Here is a 15754-nt window from a genome sequence, read left to right as displayed (position 1 = left end):
ATAAAATGTTTAAATGGGAAAAACACAAAAAGATTTATCTGGTTTGTCTAGCTCTGCTATTTCTTATCTGGTTAAACAATACAAGCCTCTTTTCTAATAAAGATGGGAAGGAATATAAAATCTTAGCCCATCGAGGGCTTGCGCAGACCTTTGATGAGTCTAAAGCGGACTGGGACAGCAATACGGCAGCCATGATTGACCCTCCTACACATCCCTATCTTGAGAACACCATTTCTTCAATGCAGGCGGCTTTTGACCTAGGAGCGGATGCAGTGGAGTTTGATGTAAAATTGTCCAAAGACAAGCAACTGGCAGTCTTTCATGATGCAACTCTGGAATTCAAAACTGGCATTAAGGGAGAAATTCAGGACTACACGATGGCTGAACTCAAAAAGATGGATATCGGTTACGGTTATACGGCTGATGGCGGAAAAACCTATCCTTTTAGAGGAAAAGGAGTCGGTCAGATGCCGACAATAGATGAGGTTTTTGAGTCTTTTCCCGACAAGGAGTTTGTGATTGAGGTCAAAGACGGGAAATTAGAAACCTATAAGGTCTTGTGGCAAAAACTAAAAACTCTCTCGCCCAAAAGGTTAGACCAACTCAGTGTTTGCGGGGCAAGCGAGGAAGGAGTTCAGTGGTTGCGCAGTCAAAGCAGCAGTCTCAAGCTCTTGTCCAAAAAGCGCATGCTTAATGCTCTTATCCAATATGAACTATTGGGCTTTACTGGCTATATCCCTGAGGAAATGAAAAATGCAGAGCTGCGCATTCCCTTGAAATATGCCAAATTCTTATGGGGGTGGCCAAATAAATTTATGGAAAGAATGGAAGCAGTCAATACAAGGGTTGAGCTAACGGCTGGAGGCAGCGACTTATCAGAAGGTTTCGATCATATCCATAGTCTAAAAGATATCACAGAGGGCTTTGACGGCTATATCTGGACGAATAAAATCAATGAACTGCATCTGAAAGAAGACAAAGAATGAAGGTAAAGAATACTTTTTTCCAATCCTGGACTAAAAATATGGTAATTTACGGTTTGGATGCTGGCCTAGGGCAGTTCTTCATGAATACGCCTGAGACATCCTGCCTTTACCAACTAGGGAATTTCCTCTTTCCGGCTGGTCAGATGGATCCGGATTTTTGGCAGGAATTTAGCGAAAAATATAGTTTAGCTGACAAGGTCATTATCTCCGAGGAGTCCAGCTGGCAGGAGTTTCTGGATAGTCAGAGTGAGCTGGGCCAGTTTACTCGTTATGCTTTTGTGGACAAGGTTGCCTTTGACACAGAGGCTTTGGAGAAATGGCAGAGCAGGCTACCTGCAAACTACTACCTTTGTCCGATTGATACGGAGAGTTATGAGCGTTTGGCTGAGGAAGCCTGGTCTCAGGATTTGCAGGGTGATTTTTCCGATTTTGACCATTTTCAAGCGGCGGGTGGCTTTGGCTTTTTACTCTATTCAGGAGAGGAAATCATCGCTGCTGTATCAACAGGATTGGTCTATCATGGAGCTCTTGAGATTGAAATTGCTACCAAGCCAGCCTACCAAAGACAGGGCTTAGCCAAAATCTTGGGTGCCCAGATGATTTTAGAAGCTCAAAAACGCTCACTCTTTCCTCTCTGGGATGCGCACAATGAAGCTTCCAAGAAGGTCGCAGAAAGCTTGGGCTATCAGTGCCTAGGAGCTTATCCGGCTTATGAATGGAAAGGGACTTTTTACCAATGAAGAAAAACCAAACCCATTTCTTAAAAGACATCATTGAAGCTGTAAGATCAGAAGAGCTAGGGGATAATTTCTGTTTATACGGTAAGGGTGATAGAGAGCTAAATCTTCAAGACAGCTACTTGCTTGCTGATTATCCTCAAGTGGTGGATAATAGGGATGTTTACCCTAGTCAGGTAAGAGTGCAAGAACTGGAGCTGATTTATTACGGTGAAGATTTTGCGGATGTTCTCTTGTCTGTCATGGAGCAGAAAGCAGAAGCGACTGATGAAGAGTGTATACAGGCTCTGCTTTACTATTATGAGCATGATGACTTTATGGATTTTGATAAAGATACAGTTTTGTAGGAAGATTTTTTATTAACAATAATTTTCATTTTAGAAAGACAGGAGAAATGATGACCCAAAAAGAAATGTGGCTGGCATACAAGAAAATCAATCCAGAGATTGGCGATGAGATTGACGCCTGGGCCTTTGGTGCCTTGGCAGATGAGCTTGCCGACTTAGTGCTTCGTGGTGAAAAGACAGTGACGGCTTCGGCCTATGAGCTCTATAAGCTTGAAAATGAGCCCTTGCCGCAGGCAGGAAGCTTTGATGTCATTTTAGACAGTCAGGATAGGGCAGTCTGTATCATTGAAATCACCAAAGTCTCTGTGCTACCTTTTAATGAGGTTTCAGCCGAACACGCCTTTAAGGAAGGAGAGGGAGATAAATCCTTGGCCTACTGGCAACAAGTCCATGAGGCATTTTTCACAGAGTGTCTGGCAGAAGCTGGTTTGGAATTTTCCCAAGAAACGGGTGTCGTCCTAGAAGAATTTCGCAAGGTCTATCCGCTGGAACAAGCTTAAGTCTATTTTTGAATAGGCTTTTTGTTTATTCTTGATAAATCGAAACAAAAGTGTTACTATTAGGTATATAAAGAAATCGTGATTTGGAGGAGAAATGGACAAATTAATTTTAGGCTTACTCATGATAAAGCATTTTACAGTTTATGAAATTCGTCAGGTGATGCGGCAAAATTTCAGCTCTATGTGCAGCGACAGTCTAGGAAGTATCCAAGCAGCCTTAAAAAAACTGTCCCAGCAAGGAGCAGTGACTTATTCGGAGTACGTAGAAAAAGGAAAAATGAAAAAGGAATATGCCATTACCGCTTCGGGACGAATCTTGTTTTTGGAGTGGCTTAAAACGCCTATTGACATGAGCAAGAACAAGAACATGGACTTGGGGAAATTCCTCTTTATGGGTTATCTGCCCAAGAAAGAGCAGCTTCAGATGCTGGATTTGACCATTGAGGGACTGGAAATTGAAGTCCAAGAGTTTGAAGCTGTCAAAGCCGCGATTCGTTTTACGGAGGAGCAGGAAAAGGTAAAAGCCTATCTAGAGCAGAACAGCCATCTGGCTACAGAGCTGATAGAGACCAGTCAGGCGGCTGATTTAACTGAAAGTATTTCCCAAATTGGCTATTTTGAAATGAAGACGCTCGAATTTGGGCTGGATTCGGCCCGCTTTCAGTTGGACTGGTTTACCAAGCTTCGCCAGCAGTTGGCTGAAAATGAGAAAGAGGGCTGAGATACTAAGTATTCGAAAAGCAGTGGATACTTGCCTTGTAGATACATTTGGCAATGACTTTGAGAGTTTGAAAAACCAATTAGCTTTTCTTCCGCTATAGGATATATCGAGTATGTATTTGTAGATGCGGCTTATCGGCACCAAGGGATTGCCGGTTAGCTTCTGAAAAAGGATTTAAAGAATTTGTCTGGATGGAGCGAGTGGCCAATAAAGAAGAAAATCTTAATGGGAAGACAGAAATTGATTAAAGCCTGTAATCTATATAAATCCATAAGGCTAAATAAACTAATTTTTCTACCAGTCTTCAAAGACCGTTTCTGAAAAAGATTGAAAATAGGTCCAAAAAAGCTTATAATAAAAGCTATAAAACGACAGAAAGCTTCTAGGAGGATTGATTTTGAAGAAGGTTCATTTTTTTATCATTTACGGCTGTGTCTGCTTTGTACTGATTGGCGGAACCTTTCTCTATACTTACTTTAAGCCTGGAGGAATCGCAGAAGCTCTTGAATCCCGCTTTAAGCTATCGGCTGTAGTGGATGCATCTTTGAAAAAATTCGATCATGATAGTTTCTACATGGATCGGCTGTCTGAGTCGACCTATCTAGAAGGCTACAAAAAAAGAAAAGCCAAGACGGTTAAACAGCTGACTGTCTCAGATTCACCTTATTTAGCTAAGCTTTACGAAACCTATGATGATCAAGAACTGACCCATTATTTCAGCGAAGATCGGATGTACTTGGAAGAAAAGGATGGATTTGAGACCATTGATGACACTGAGTCACGGAAACATATTGATGGCTATTCGGGCATGTCCTCCTTTAAGGCTTTGCTGCAGGTCATGGTAGATAATGAGTCAGAACTGACTAAGAAAAAAGTGGACGGGGGCTATGAGTTTTCGGTGACAGCAGAAGGTGATTTGGCCTATGACCTTATCGATGCCTTCTACTATGCTTATAATGATGAGCATTATGATACGACCATTGATATTGAGAAGTGTCAGGTTGCCTTTGTGGTTGACCCTAAGACTCGGACCATTCGCTCTATTGATATGACCATGGATTTGGATGAAGATACAGCCTTAGATGGAGAATTGATTTACTTCAAGCAGAGGGCAGTCTTCAAGGACTATGGCAAGGCGAAAGTCCATCTTCCAAAGAAAATCAAAGAAAAAGAAGCAAAATCAGCTGTTTAAAGGCTGATTTTTTTGTGCAAAAGTTTTTTCGTTGCAGATTTTTAAGGGGATGGCTTGATTTTAAATTTTTAAAAATTACCTTTTAGTGATATAATAAAGGTGATATCCTACAGAAAAGAGATAATTGATGACAAATTACGCGATTATTTTGGCTGCGGGTAAGGGTACTCGCATGAAGTCAGATTTACCAAAAGTGCTGCATAAGGTTGCAGGAATTTCCATGTTGGAACATGTATTCCGCAGTGTCAATGCCATTAATCCAGAGAAGACCGTGACAGTTGTTGGGCACAAGGCAGAGCTAGTCGAGCAAGTCTTAGCAGGTCAGACAGACTTTGTCCGTCAGACGGAGCAGTTGGGAACGGGTCATGCCGTTATGATGGCAGAGCCTGTTTTGGAAAATCTGACTGGTCAGACGCTGGTCATTGCTGGCGACACTCCCCTGATTACAGGAGAAAGCCTGAAAAATCTGATTGACTTCCATATCAACCACAAGAATGTTGCGACTATCCTGACAGCAGAAGCAGATAATCCTTTCGGCTATGGCCGTATCGTTCGCAACCAGCACGACGAAGTTTTGAAAATTGTTGAGCAGAAAGATGCTTCTGATTTTGAACAGCAAATCAAGGAAATCAATACAGGAACTTACGTCTTTGACAATGCTCGTCTCTTTGAAGCCCTCAAAAATATCAATACCAATAATGCACAAGGCGAATACTATATCACAGATGTGATTAGTATTTTCCGCGAAAATGGTGAAAAAGTCGGCGCTTATACGCTGAAAGACTTTGATGAGAGTCTGGGGGTTAATGACCGTGTGGCTCTTGCTACAGCTGAGAGTGTAATGCGCTGTCGGATTAACCAGCAGCATATGGTCAATGGTGTCAGCTTTGTCAATCCTCATGCGACCTATATTGATGTGGATGTAGAAATTGCGCCAGAGGTTCAAGTTGAAGCAAATGTGACCCTGAAAGGTCAGACCAAGATTGGGGCAGAGACTATCCTGACCAATGGTACTTATATTGTGGACTCTGTCATTGGAGAACGGACTGTCATTACCAACTCCATGATTGAGGAGTCAAGTGTTGCGGATGGAGTGACGGTCGGACCTTACGCTCATATTCGTCCAGGTTCTAGTCTGGCCAAGGATGTCCATGTCGGCAACTTTGTAGAAGTTAAAGGATCGTCAATTGGCGAAAATACCAAGGCTGGTCATTTGACCTACATTGGAAACTCTGAAGTTGGTGCTAATGTCAACTTTGGTGCGGGTACGATTACAGTTAATTATGATGGTCAGAAGAAGTACAAGACTATCATTGGTGACAATGTCTTTGTCGGTTCCAACTCGACTATTATTGCCCCAGTTGAGCTGGGTGATAATTCACTGGTCGGTGCGGGTTCTACCATCACGAAGGACGTGCCAGCAGATGCCATTGCTCTGGGACGTGGCCGTCAGATTAACAAGGAAGATTATGCTAAGCGTCTTCCTCATCACCCTCAAAATAAGTAGGTTTAGTCATGGAATTTGAAGAAAAAACCGTCCAACGGACGGAAATTTATCAGGGACCGATTTTTAAAGTGGTTCAGGATCAGGTAGAGTTGCCAGAGGGCAAGGGGCAAGCCCAACGGGATTTGATTTTTCATAATGGGGCGGTGGCTGTAATTGCTATCACCCCAGAAAATAAGATGATTTTAGTCAAGCAGTACCGCAAGGCAATTGAAGCGACTTCTTATGAGATTCCAGCTGGTAAGCTTGAGCTAGGAGAGAATGCAGATCCCCAAGCGGCTGCCCTCCGAGAATTAGAAGAAGAGACCGGCTACACTGGACAGCTGGAGTTGGTCTATGATTTCTACTCTGCTATCGGTTTTTGCAATGAAAAAATCAAGCTCTACAGCGCAAGCTATTTGACAAAGGTCGAAAACCCTCGCCCCCAAGACGAGGATGAAACATTGGAACTTTTTGAAGTCAGTCTGGAGGAGGCGCATCAGTTGCTGCAAAACGGTGACATCTGCGATGCCAAGACCATCATGGCCCTTCAGTACTGGCAACAAAAAAATCTGAATAAATAGGAACGTAGATCAATGGGAAAAGCTTTATTAACAGATGAAATCATTGAGCGGGCCAACCGCGGTGAGGATATTTCGGGGCCGCCTCTCATGGATGACGAGGAAACCAAGATTCTTTCAACTGGCAGAAGCTCCTTTAGCTCGCAGCAGTCTAGCCGACAGGATACTCAGTTTGGTTATCAAAGCCCTCAAAACCGCTTTGGTTATGAAGAAGCTCGGTCTCAACAGAATCAGAGTCGTTTTGGCTATCAGACTGCTCCAAACCAAGAGGAGTTTACGGATGAGACTCTGCACATTGAGGTAGATCCGACCGTGACCAAGAGCCGTCGGATTGAAAACCAAAAGCGGAGCCTCTTTCAAGCCAAACTCAATAAGATTCTCCTTTGGGTAGTTATCCTGCTGATTGGTTTGATTGCTGCTATTATTTGGTGGCCTTAAAAACCTGCTCTATTGCACTTAAAAGGAAGCCTAGCCTGTCTAAGCTTCTTTTTCATCAGATGATTTGAGGTATTATATGAAAATTGGAATTATCGCAGCCATGCCTGAGGAGTTGAAGATTCTGCTGGAGCATTTAGAAAACCCGCAGAAGCACCTGCGTTTGGGTCATGTCTATCATACGGGCTCCATCGGCTACCATGAAGTGGTGTTGGTCGAAAGCGGGATTGGCAAGGTCATGTCCGCTATGAGTGTGGCTGTTTTGGTCAATGATTTTAAGGTCACAGCCGTGATTAATACGGGCTCAGCTGGAGCAGTGGCAGAAGGTCTGGCTATCGGCGATGTGGTGGTCGCAGATCGTCTGGTCTACCATGATGTGGACGTAACAGCCTTTGGCTATGACTACGGTCAGATGGCACGACAGCCACTCTATTTTGAAGCGAGTCGCTATCTGGTTGCTGAAATGAAGAAAATTTTAGACAAGACTCATCAGAAGGCCAGAGTAGGGTTGATTGCGACAGGTGACAGCTTTGTTGCAGGTCAAGACAAGATTGACCGCATCAAGGAGCATTTCCCAGATGTCCTTGCTGTCGAGATGGAAGGGGCAGCTATTGCTCAAGCTACACATTCGATTGGCCTGCCCTTTATGGTTATTCGCGCCATGAGCGACACAGCTAGCCATGATGCTAATGTTACTTTTGATGAATTCATTCTTGAAGCTGGTAAACGCTCTGCAGAAACCCTGATTCAATTTCTGAAAGAGTTGGTTTAAAGGGAGAGATAGTATGTACAAAGAGTCTTATTTTGATGGTGGTCTCTTTTCTTACATCGGTCATGTGATTTTAGCTACCTTGATTACAGTATTTACGCTGGGAATTTGTGCGCCTTGGGGCATGTGTATTCTGTATAATTGGAAGATAAAACATACAGTTATTGACGGGCACCGTCTTTACTTTGACGGTACTGCTATGCAGCTTTTTGGGAATTGGATCAAGTGGTGGCTATTGACCATTGTTACCTGTGGTATTTATGGCTTTTGGCTGAAAATCAAGCTGACCCAGTGGATTACCAAGCATACGCATCATGCGAATTGAGAATAAGCAAGCGAGACTTAAGTGGCTCGCTTTTCCTTTTATTCTATCTTGCCAAAAAATCCCTTTTGATGGTATAATCAAGGAACTGCAATCAATGATAGAGGAGAAAAAATGAGTATCTTAGAAGTGAAAAATCTCAGCCACGGTTTCGGAGACCGGGCTATTTTTGAGGATGTATCCTTCCGTCTGCTTAAGGGGGAGCATATCGGCCTAGTCGGTGCCAATGGTGAGGGAAAGTCAACCTTTATGAGTATTGTGACGGGTAAAATGCTGCCGGATGAAGGCAAGGTCGAGTGGTCCAAGTATGTGACAGCTGGCTATCTGGACCAGCATGCTGTTTTGGAGCAAGGCCAATCTGTCCGTGAAGTTTTGCGCACAGCCTTTGACGAGCTTTTCAAGACGGAGGCCCGTATCAATGAAATCTATATGAGCATGGCTGAGGAAGGGGCCGATGTTGATGCTCTGATGGAAGAAGTGGGCGAACTGCAGGACCGCTTGGAGAGCCGAGATTTCTATACCCTAGATGCCAAGATTGACGAGGTCGCACGGGCTCTAGGTGTCATGGACTACGGTATGGAGAGTGATGTGACGGAGCTATCTGGTGGGCAGCGGACTAAGGTGCTCTTGGCTAAGCTGCTTCTGCAAAAGCCAGATATCCTGCTTTTGGACGAGCCAACCAACTATCTGGATGCGGAGCATATTGACTGGCTCAAGCGTTATCTACAGAACTATGAAAATGCCTTTGTTCTGATCTCGCATGATATTCCTTTCCTGAATGATGTGATTAATATCGTCTACCATGTGGAAAATCAGCACTTGACCCGCTATTCTGGCGACTACTATCAGTTCCAGGAAGTCTATGAGATGAAAAAATCTCAGCTGGAAGCAGCCTATGAGCGCCAGCAGAAGGAAATTGCGGACCTCAAGGATTTTGTAGCCCGCAACAAAGCCCGCGTGGCGACCCGTAATATGGCTATGTCTCGCCAGAAAAAGTTGGATAAGATGGATATTATTGAGCTGCAGAGTGAGAAGCCTAAGCCTTCCTTTGACTTTAAGCCTGCCCGAACACCTGGCCGCTTTATCTTCCAAGCCAAGGATTTACAGATTGGTTACGACCGACCGCTAACCCAGCCTCTTAATCTGACCTTTGAGCGCAATCAGAAGGTAGCTATCATCGGGGCAAATGGGATTGGAAAAACAACCCTGCTCAAGAGTTTGTTGGGGATTATCCCGCCTATTGCAGGTCAGGTCGAGCGTGGGGACTATCTGGAGCTGGGTTATTTCGAGCAGGAAGTCGAGGGCGGCAATCGTCAGACACCGCTGGAAGCAGTCTGGAACGCCTTTCCGGCTCTTAACCAAGCAGAAGTCCGAGCGGCTCTGGCCAGATGTGGCCTGACTTCCAAGCACATCGAGAGCCAGATCCAGGTCCTTTCAGGTGGGGAGCAGGCCAAGGTTCGTCTTTGCCTCCTCATGAACCGAGAAAATAATGTTCTAGTGCTGGACGAGCCGACCAACCACCTGGATGTAGATGCCAAGGAGGAGCTTAAGCGAGCTCTGAAAGAATACAAGGGCAGCATTCTCATGGTCTGCCACGAGCCTGATTTCTATGAAGGCTGGATGGACCAGATTTGGGATTTTAACCAGTTGACTTGATAAAATTTAATAAAAGAAAAGAGACGGTTCATTGAGAATCGTCTCTTTCTGTTGCTAATAATTCAAAAACTGCTCGATTTCCTGCTTCTCAATCTGTTTACCATGCTGACAGACAGGGCAGGTGAGGTAATGTTTTCTACCGTAAGGAAAGGTTGGAATCCAATAGAGTGTAAACTTTCGGCCGGTTTCAATAATTTCCCAAGGTGCTACATTGTGGCAGTTGGCACACTCGATACTGCTTTGGGTCTGTCCTACGTTTTTCTGATAACCTTTATATCCCCAGATAATCATATTGATTTCCCTCCTTTATTGGTTGGGCAGCAAGCTTATTTGCTGAAGTCATAGTCCTTGATAATCTCGATTTTTTCAATTTTGATATCTTTTTTAGGCTTGTCATTATCGTCTGTTTCTGCGGCAGCGATTTTGTCGACCACATCCATACCTTCCAGCACTTGGCCAAATACGGTATAAGCTCCGCCATCTAAAGTAGGATTTCCACCGTTTTTATAGGCTTCGATGATTTTAGCTGGGAAGGAATCCGTAGACATTTGGCTAGTCAAATCTTTCTTGCTTTGGTTAATGAAGAACTGACTGCCATTGGTGTCAGGGCCTGCATTAGCCATGGAGAGGGCGCCTCGGATATTATAGAGATATGGAGAATACTCATTTTTAAAGCCGTTTCCAGAGTCTTTAGACTTGTCTTTGCCCTTCCAGATAGACTCGCCTCCAGTTCCGTTGCCTTTAGGATCTCCGGTCTGAATCATAAATTCATTGATAACGCGGTGGAATAAAACGCCATCATAGTAGCCTTCCTTAGCATGGGTCAGGAAGTTTTCAACGGCTAGTGGGGCTTGTTTTGGAAAGAGCTTGATGCGGATATCGCCTTCAGTCGTTATCAACTTGACTTCCGCTTCATCTTCAGCAACTTCTGTAGATAGCTGCGGAAAATTGGCATTTTCGTTGGTCATGGCATCCTTGAATTGCTCACGGAGTTTGCTGGTTTCCTCTGGGTCAGAGCTAGAGCTCACTAGCGAAGAACTGCTGGATGAGTTGGAGGAGCTAGTAGTCTCCTCTTTCTTACCTTTACCAGAGCAGCCAGCCAAGACAAGTCCTGATAAGAGGCTGATAAGAAGAATTTTTTTCATATAAAACCTTTCTCACATTAGATTGTAAACTACTGATATTTTACTACAATTAGGCTAGTTTTTCAAACCCTCCTGTGTCAGACAATCCTGGAGCAGATTTTTAAGTCCTGCTGGTCGTAAGTTCAGGTCGCGAATTGCTTCTATGTTTAGCCATTCAGGTTGATAGATATTCTGGGCATGACTGCGAAGGGCTTCCTCGCCCTGAATCATTGGGGCCGATGTATAGCTGACAGTGGCACGAAAATAGATTTCTAAGCGTTGGCCATTTCTGAAAGTAAAGGTTGGCTGCAGTTGCTTTTCAGACAAGCTCCAACCTAGCTCTTCCTGAATTTCTCGCTGAGCTGCTTGGACTGCAGTCTCACCTGACTCGGCTCCGCCGCCCGGTATCACAAAATACTCTTCTCCATTTTTCCAGCGGTGGATGAGCAGTATTTGCTTGGTTTGGGGATTGAAAAGAATGACTCCGGCTCGCATTATCTTCCTCCTGATATGTTTTTACTGTTAATTAATTAGAATTTACTTATATTCTAACACAAGAACAAGAGTTTTGCTGGGACTTGTTAAAAGTAAGGTAGAGTGAACAAATTCATCTTGATGTAATTAAATTTTATCTGAAGAGAGGGTTCAATAGCAGGCGAACTTGTGCATTGAGAGATGTTATGGTAAAATAAACAGTGTAAAAATAATAAGGAGTGTTTTCCATGGAGAAAAGACTGACAAGAGATGTCAACAACAAAAAAATCGCTGGTGTATGTGCTGGTATCGCAAACTACTTTGATTTAGATCCAACCTTGGTTCGTGTTATTTGGATTCTTTTGGTCTGTGTGGCAGGTACAGGTGTCTTGGCTTACTTGATTGCCTGGGCGGTTATGCCAGAGGCATAATAAGAAATTACGTGATAGTGAAATGAGAACTGGCTAGTCCAGTTCTTTTTGCGTGGATAAATAAGTTTTTTTTGCTTCTGATTTAGATAAAAGATTTCTCATCTAAGGCTCAAATATGGTATAATAAGGGTTATGGCAACTAAGAAAAACACGAAAAAAGGCCGGACAACTCGCCGGCCGACAAAAGCAGAATTAGAAAGACAAAAAGCAATAAAGAGAATGATTGCCACCTTTGTGCTGGCTCTTATTCTTTTGTTTGCAGCAATTAAGCTGGGCGCCTTTGGGGTTACTATTTATAATATGATTCGCCTCTTGGTGGGAAGCTTGGCCTATCTGGCTATTCTGGCCAGCTTTGGCTATCTCTTTTTTTTCAAGTGGCTGCACAAGCACGAGGGGACGGTTTCAGGTTTTATCAGCCTCTTTTTGGGACTGGAGTTAATCTTCCAAGCTTATTTCGTCAGTGTGTTGAAGCTAGAAGGGGCTGCTGTCTTATCCACAACTCTAGGCAGGGTCTTGACTGATCTGACAGCCTTTAAGGTCAGCTCCTTCGCGGGTGGCGGCCTGCTGGGTTCTCTCTTATACGCACCTATCTCTTTCCTTTTTTCAAATATCGGTTCTTATTTCTTCGGCCTGCTGCTCATTCTTTTGGGCGGTCTGCTTATGAGCCCTTGGTCTATCTATGATATTTCAGAAAAGGCTATGGCAGCCTTTCAAAATTGGAGAGAGAAGCAGGAAGAAAAGCGACAGCTCCGTTTCCTTGAGCAAGAAGAAAAAGCTGCACAGGCAGCTATGCAAGCTATTGAAGTAGAGCAAGAAGAAGCTGAAGTCGATCCTGAGACAGGAGAGATTTTAGAAGACGAGGACTTGTCAGATACAGCTGTGGATTTTGACGAGGAAGACTATGAGGAACTAGGAGAGTATGACCCTCATGAGCCTCTGGACTTTGGTCGCGAAGAAGAGATGGAGGAGGCAGACGCGGATGTGGACGTAGAAGTGGACTTCACCGCCAAGGAAAGTCTGGACTACAAGCTGCCGACCATCAACCTCTTTGCGCCTGACAAGCCTAAAAACCAGTCTAAAGAAAAGCGCATTGTCCGAGACAATATTAAGATTTTGGAAGAGACCTTTGCTAGTTTTGGCATCAAGGCTGCTGTTGAGCGGGCTGAAATCGGACCTTCCGTCACTAAGTACGAGGTCAAGCCAGCTGTCGGTGTTCGGGTCAATCGGATTTCCAATCTGGCTGATGACTTGGCTCTTGCCCTAGCTGCTAAGGATGTGCGGATTGAAGCGCCGATTCCTGGAAAATCCTTGGTCGGGATTGAAGTGCCCAATTCTGAAGTTGCGACCGTGACTTTCCGAGAACTTTGGGAACAGTCGAAGACGGATGCCAGCAAGCTCCTAGAAATCCCACTCGGTAAAGCTGTCAACGGCTCTGTCCGCTCCTTTGACTTGGCTAAGATGCCCCATCTCTTGGTAGCGGGCTCTACTGGCTCTGGTAAATCTGTGGCTGTTAACGGTATTATTGCCAGCATTCTCATGAAGGCCAGACCGGATGAAGTCAAGTTTATGATGGTGGATCCTAAGATGGTGGAGCTGTCTGTTTATAATGACATTCCCCACTTGCTTATCCCTGTCGTAACCAATCCTCGCAAGGCCAGCCGTGCCCTCCAGAAGGTTGTAGACGAGATGGAAAACCGCTATGAACTCTTTTCTAAGGTCGGTGCCCGTAACATTGCCGGCTACAATGCTAAAGTAGCCGAGTACAATGCTCAGTCAGAATACAAGCAGGTTCCCCTGCCTTTAATCGTCGTCATCGTGGACGAGCTGGCTGACCTTATGATGGTGGCCAGCAAGGAAGTGGAAGACGCCATTATCCGTCTGGGACAAAAAGCGCGTGCGGCTGGGATTCACATGATTCTGGCTACCCAGCGACCATCTGTAGATGTTATCTCCGGTCTGATTAAGGCCAATGTACCCTCTCGGATTGCCTTTGCTGTGTCAAGCGGGACAGACAGTCGGACCATTCTGGATGAAAATGGAGCAGAAAAACTATTGGGTCGTGGGGATATGCTCTTTAAGCCTATTGATGAAAACCACCCGGTTCGTTTGCAGGGCTCCTTTATCTCGGATGAAGATGTGGAACGAATCGTAGCCTTTGTCAAGAACCAAGCTGAAGCTGATTATGACGATAGCTTTGATCCTGGTGAAGTATCTGAAAGTGATTTGGATACTGGCGGGGGCGACGATGAAGGCGATCCTCTCTTTGAAGAAGCCAAGGCTTTGGTTATCGAGACTCAGAAAGCCAGCGCTTCTATGATTCAGCGGCGACTCTCGGTCGGCTTTAATCGGGCCACTCGTCTTATGGAAGAACTCGAAGCGGCTGGCGTTATCGGTCCAGCCGAAGGAACCAAGCCGAGAAAAGTTTTGCAGACAAATTAATTCTAATTTCACTAGTCTGCTAGCAAGATAATCATTTGATAAAAACAAATCTGCCAGCAGTCAGCAGGCAGATTTTCTCTACTTACACATTGCCAAGGAAAGGAAAAGAAGTTATGAAATTAGATAGCATTCACCATATTGCGATTATTGGCCATGATTATGCCAAGACCAGGGAGTTTTATGTGGACAAACTAGGCTTTGAGCAGCTGGATGAGCACTACCGGCCGGACAAGCAGGATATCCTCTTTAATGTCCGCAAGGGAAATCTGACTCTGGAAATTTTTATTAAGGAAGAAGCTCCCAAGCGGCCAGCCTTTCCTTCTCCAGAACATACTGGTTTGCGGCATCTGGCCTTCCGAGTGACAAATGTCGAAGAAATGCTAGTGGAATTTGACCGTTTGGAGATTCCCCATACCGAGCTGCGCTATGACGACTTCGACGGCCGTAAGATGGCTTTCTTCTTTGATCCGGATGGCCTGCCTCTGGAGATTCACGAATAAGACTAGGAGCATCGTAAGATTCTTCTTTCACAGCAAAAGAAGGACTTGTAAATCTCACATATGAAAAACCCATCGGCTATCTGATAACCGATGGGTTTTGTTTTACATTATTACAAAAAGAGACCGATGACCATGGCTAGGTACATGAAGAAGGTCAGAAGAAATCCAGCCCGCCAGAAGAACTTGAAAAACTTGGGATAGTAGAAGCTCCTTTTTTTCTTGAGAAAATAGATGGTGATCGCGATAGAGAGAACTGAGAGAGCCAGGGTCAGCTGGGGCAGCAAGCTATGATAGTAGGCCTTGTCTGAAATAATATAAAATTCTACAACAAAAAGCGGAAAAGCCAAATCCGCAAAGTTTAAACCGTATTTTCTTAATTGAAAAACTCGCACTGTAATAGTGGTTAAAATCAAAGTTAAAAAGATAAATAAAATCGAAGCAATCTTTAATAGTGTCATAAGATTATTTTACCACAAAAAATTCAAAAAAGAAGATAAAATTCCTTGCATTTAACAAAGTTTAGTGTATAATAGAAAGGTATGCGAAAAGCATACTTGTGGGAGGTAAAAATCTTTATTTACCGCCAAAACCACAAAGGAGGATTTAAAAATGGCTAAAAAAGTCGAAAAACTTGTAAAATTGCAAATCCCTGCTGGTAAAGCTACTCCAGCTCCACCAGTTGGTCCTGCGCTTGGTCAAGCCGGTATCAACATCATGGGATTCACTAAGGAGTTCAACGCTCGTACAGCTGATCAAGCTGGTATGATTATTCCAGTTGTTATCTCAGTATACGAAGACAAATCATTCACTTTCGTGACTAAGACTCCACCAGCTGCTGTTCTTTTGAAGAAAGCTGCAGGTGTTGAAAAAGGTTCTGGTGAGCCAAACAAAACGAAAGTTGCAACAGTTACTCGTGCGCAAGTACAAGAAATTGCTGAAACTAAGATGCCAGATTTGAACGCTGCAAACATCGAGTCTGCAATGCGTATGATTGAAGGTACTGCTCGTTCTATGGGATTCACTGTTGTTGACTAATCAATAACGTTCATCCCATTTG

Annotated in this window: 20 protein-coding genes; 16 read left to right on the top strand and 4 right to left on the bottom strand. The window is 44.2% G+C overall.

Annotation, left to right across the window (positions count from 1 at the left end; translation table 11 throughout):
• Window positions 1-5 precede the first annotated feature (5 nt).
• The 12 genes from K4H96_RS01375 (at window position 6) to abc-f (ending at window position 9729) form a co-directional block, all read left to right on the top strand.
• On the top strand, window positions 6-986 hold the full coding sequence (locus tag K4H96_RS01375; protein ID WP_223337134.1) for a glycerophosphodiester phosphodiesterase family protein: 981 nt from the start codon (window positions 6-8) through the stop codon (window positions 984-986).
• On the top strand, window positions 983-1726 hold the full coding sequence (locus K4H96_RS01370; RefSeq protein WP_223337133.1) for a GNAT family N-acetyltransferase: 744 nt from the start codon (window positions 983-985) through the stop codon (window positions 1724-1726). The genes K4H96_RS01375 and K4H96_RS01370 overlap by 4 nt, the downstream gene beginning before the upstream one ends.
• A complete protein-coding gene (locus tag K4H96_RS01365) occupies window positions 1723-2070 on the top strand; it encodes a DUF7716 domain-containing protein (RefSeq protein WP_223337132.1) in 348 nt (115 codons plus the stop codon). The genes K4H96_RS01370 and K4H96_RS01365 overlap by 4 nt, the downstream gene beginning before the upstream one ends.
• A 50-nt stretch (window positions 2071-2120) precedes the next feature.
• A complete protein-coding gene (locus tag K4H96_RS01360) occupies window positions 2121-2570 on the top strand; it encodes an ASCH domain-containing protein (protein WP_061592042.1) in 450 nt (149 codons plus the stop codon).
• A 94-nt stretch (window positions 2571-2664) separates the two neighbouring features.
• The gene (locus tag K4H96_RS01355) at window positions 2665-3291 is read left to right on the top strand and encodes a PadR family transcriptional regulator (RefSeq protein ID WP_223337131.1); all 627 of its coding nucleotides are present in this window, start codon (window positions 2665-2667) and stop codon (window positions 3289-3291) included.
• Between the two features lie 397 nt (window positions 3292-3688).
• Window positions 3689-4483, top strand: coding sequence for a hypothetical protein (locus K4H96_RS01350; protein WP_002906001.1), 795 nt, complete (start codon window positions 3689-3691; stop codon window positions 4481-4483).
• Window positions 4484-4610: 127 nt separating this feature from the next.
• On the top strand, window positions 4611-5990 hold the full coding sequence (glmU, locus tag K4H96_RS01345) for a bifunctional UDP-N-acetylglucosamine diphosphorylase/glucosamine-1-phosphate N-acetyltransferase GlmU (RefSeq protein WP_223337130.1): 1380 nt from the start codon (window positions 4611-4613) through the stop codon (window positions 5988-5990).
• An 8-nt stretch (window positions 5991-5998) separates the two neighbouring features.
• Window positions 5999-6550, top strand: a complete 552-nt coding sequence (locus tag K4H96_RS01340; RefSeq protein WP_223337129.1) for an NUDIX hydrolase — start codon at window positions 5999-6001, stop codon at window positions 6548-6550.
• A 12-nt stretch (window positions 6551-6562) separates the two neighbouring features.
• Window positions 6563-6985, top strand: a complete 423-nt coding sequence (macP, locus tag K4H96_RS01335) for a cell wall synthase accessory phosphoprotein MacP (RefSeq protein ID WP_223337128.1) — start codon at window positions 6563-6565, stop codon at window positions 6983-6985.
• A 76-nt stretch (window positions 6986-7061) separates the two neighbouring features.
• Window positions 7062-7754 (top strand): 5'-methylthioadenosine/adenosylhomocysteine nucleosidase, encoded by a 693-nt coding sequence (locus K4H96_RS01330; protein ID WP_002920681.1) that lies wholly within the window; start codon window positions 7062-7064, stop codon window positions 7752-7754.
• Window positions 7755-7767: 13 nt separating this feature from the next.
• Window positions 7768-8076, top strand: a complete 309-nt coding sequence (locus K4H96_RS01325; RefSeq protein ID WP_002918611.1) for a DUF898 family protein — start codon at window positions 7768-7770, stop codon at window positions 8074-8076.
• A 111-nt stretch (window positions 8077-8187) separates the two neighbouring features.
• A complete protein-coding gene (gene abc-f, locus K4H96_RS01320) occupies window positions 8188-9729 on the top strand; it encodes a ribosomal protection-like ABC-F family protein (RefSeq protein ID WP_223337127.1) in 1542 nt (513 codons plus the stop codon).
• 54 nt (window positions 9730-9783) lie between these two features.
• Here the strand turns inward: abc-f and K4H96_RS01315 are convergent, their stop codons facing one another.
• The 3 genes from K4H96_RS01315 to K4H96_RS01305 are packed head-to-tail and all read right to left on the bottom strand — an operon-like array spanning window position 9784 to window position 11348.
• Complete coding sequence (locus K4H96_RS01315) at window positions 9784-10020, bottom strand: zinc-ribbon domain-containing protein (RefSeq protein ID WP_125338452.1); 237 nt, start codon at window positions 10018-10020, stop codon at window positions 9784-9786.
• Window positions 10021-10055: 35 nt separating this feature from the next.
• Entirely contained in the window at window positions 10056-10874 is an 819-nt protein-coding gene (locus K4H96_RS01310) for a peptidylprolyl isomerase (RefSeq protein WP_002894840.1), read from the bottom strand.
• 54 nt (window positions 10875-10928) lie between these two features.
• Window positions 10929-11348 carry an NUDIX hydrolase gene (locus K4H96_RS01305; RefSeq protein ID WP_223337126.1) on the bottom strand — a complete coding sequence of 140 codons (420 nt, stop codon included), beginning with the start codon at window positions 11346-11348 and terminating at the stop codon, window positions 10929-10931.
• A gap of 227 nt (window positions 11349-11575) precedes the next feature.
• Between K4H96_RS01305 and K4H96_RS01300 the strand changes: the two genes are divergently transcribed.
• The 3 genes from K4H96_RS01300 to gloA2 all read left to right on the top strand — a co-directional run bounded on the left by K4H96_RS01300 (window position 11576) and on the right by gloA2 (window position 14697).
• A complete protein-coding gene (locus tag K4H96_RS01300) occupies window positions 11576-11758 on the top strand; it encodes a PspC domain-containing protein (RefSeq protein WP_002899876.1) in 183 nt (60 codons plus the stop codon).
• Window positions 11759-11890: 132 nt separating this feature from the next.
• Entirely contained in the window at window positions 11891-14197 is a 2307-nt protein-coding gene (locus K4H96_RS01295; protein ID WP_223337125.1) for a DNA translocase FtsK, read from the top strand.
• A gap of 113 nt (window positions 14198-14310) precedes the next feature.
• Complete coding sequence (gene gloA2 / locus K4H96_RS01290) at window positions 14311-14697, top strand: SMU1112c/YaeR family gloxylase I-like metalloprotein (RefSeq protein ID WP_223321462.1); 387 nt, start codon at window positions 14311-14313, stop codon at window positions 14695-14697.
• 110 nt (window positions 14698-14807) lie between these two features.
• On the opposite strand, the gene K4H96_RS01285 is transcribed toward gloA2, so the two are convergent.
• Complete coding sequence (locus tag K4H96_RS01285; RefSeq protein WP_223321463.1) at window positions 14808-15155, bottom strand: DUF3397 family protein; 348 nt, start codon at window positions 15153-15155, stop codon at window positions 14808-14810.
• A gap of 151 nt (window positions 15156-15306) precedes the next feature.
• Between K4H96_RS01285 and rplK the strand changes: the two genes are divergently transcribed.
• Window positions 15307-15732, top strand: a complete 426-nt coding sequence (gene rplK / locus K4H96_RS01280) for a 50S ribosomal protein L11 (protein WP_002894851.1) — start codon at window positions 15307-15309, stop codon at window positions 15730-15732.
• Window positions 15733-15754 lie beyond the last annotated feature (22 nt).

The organism is Streptococcus sanguinis (assembly GCF_020729765.1).
Taxonomy (GTDB): Bacteria; Bacillota; Bacilli; order Lactobacillales; family Streptococcaceae; genus Streptococcus; species Streptococcus sanguinis_Q.
Note: the sequence above shows the minus strand (reverse complement) of the source record. Positions and strands in the feature narration are given on the sequence as shown.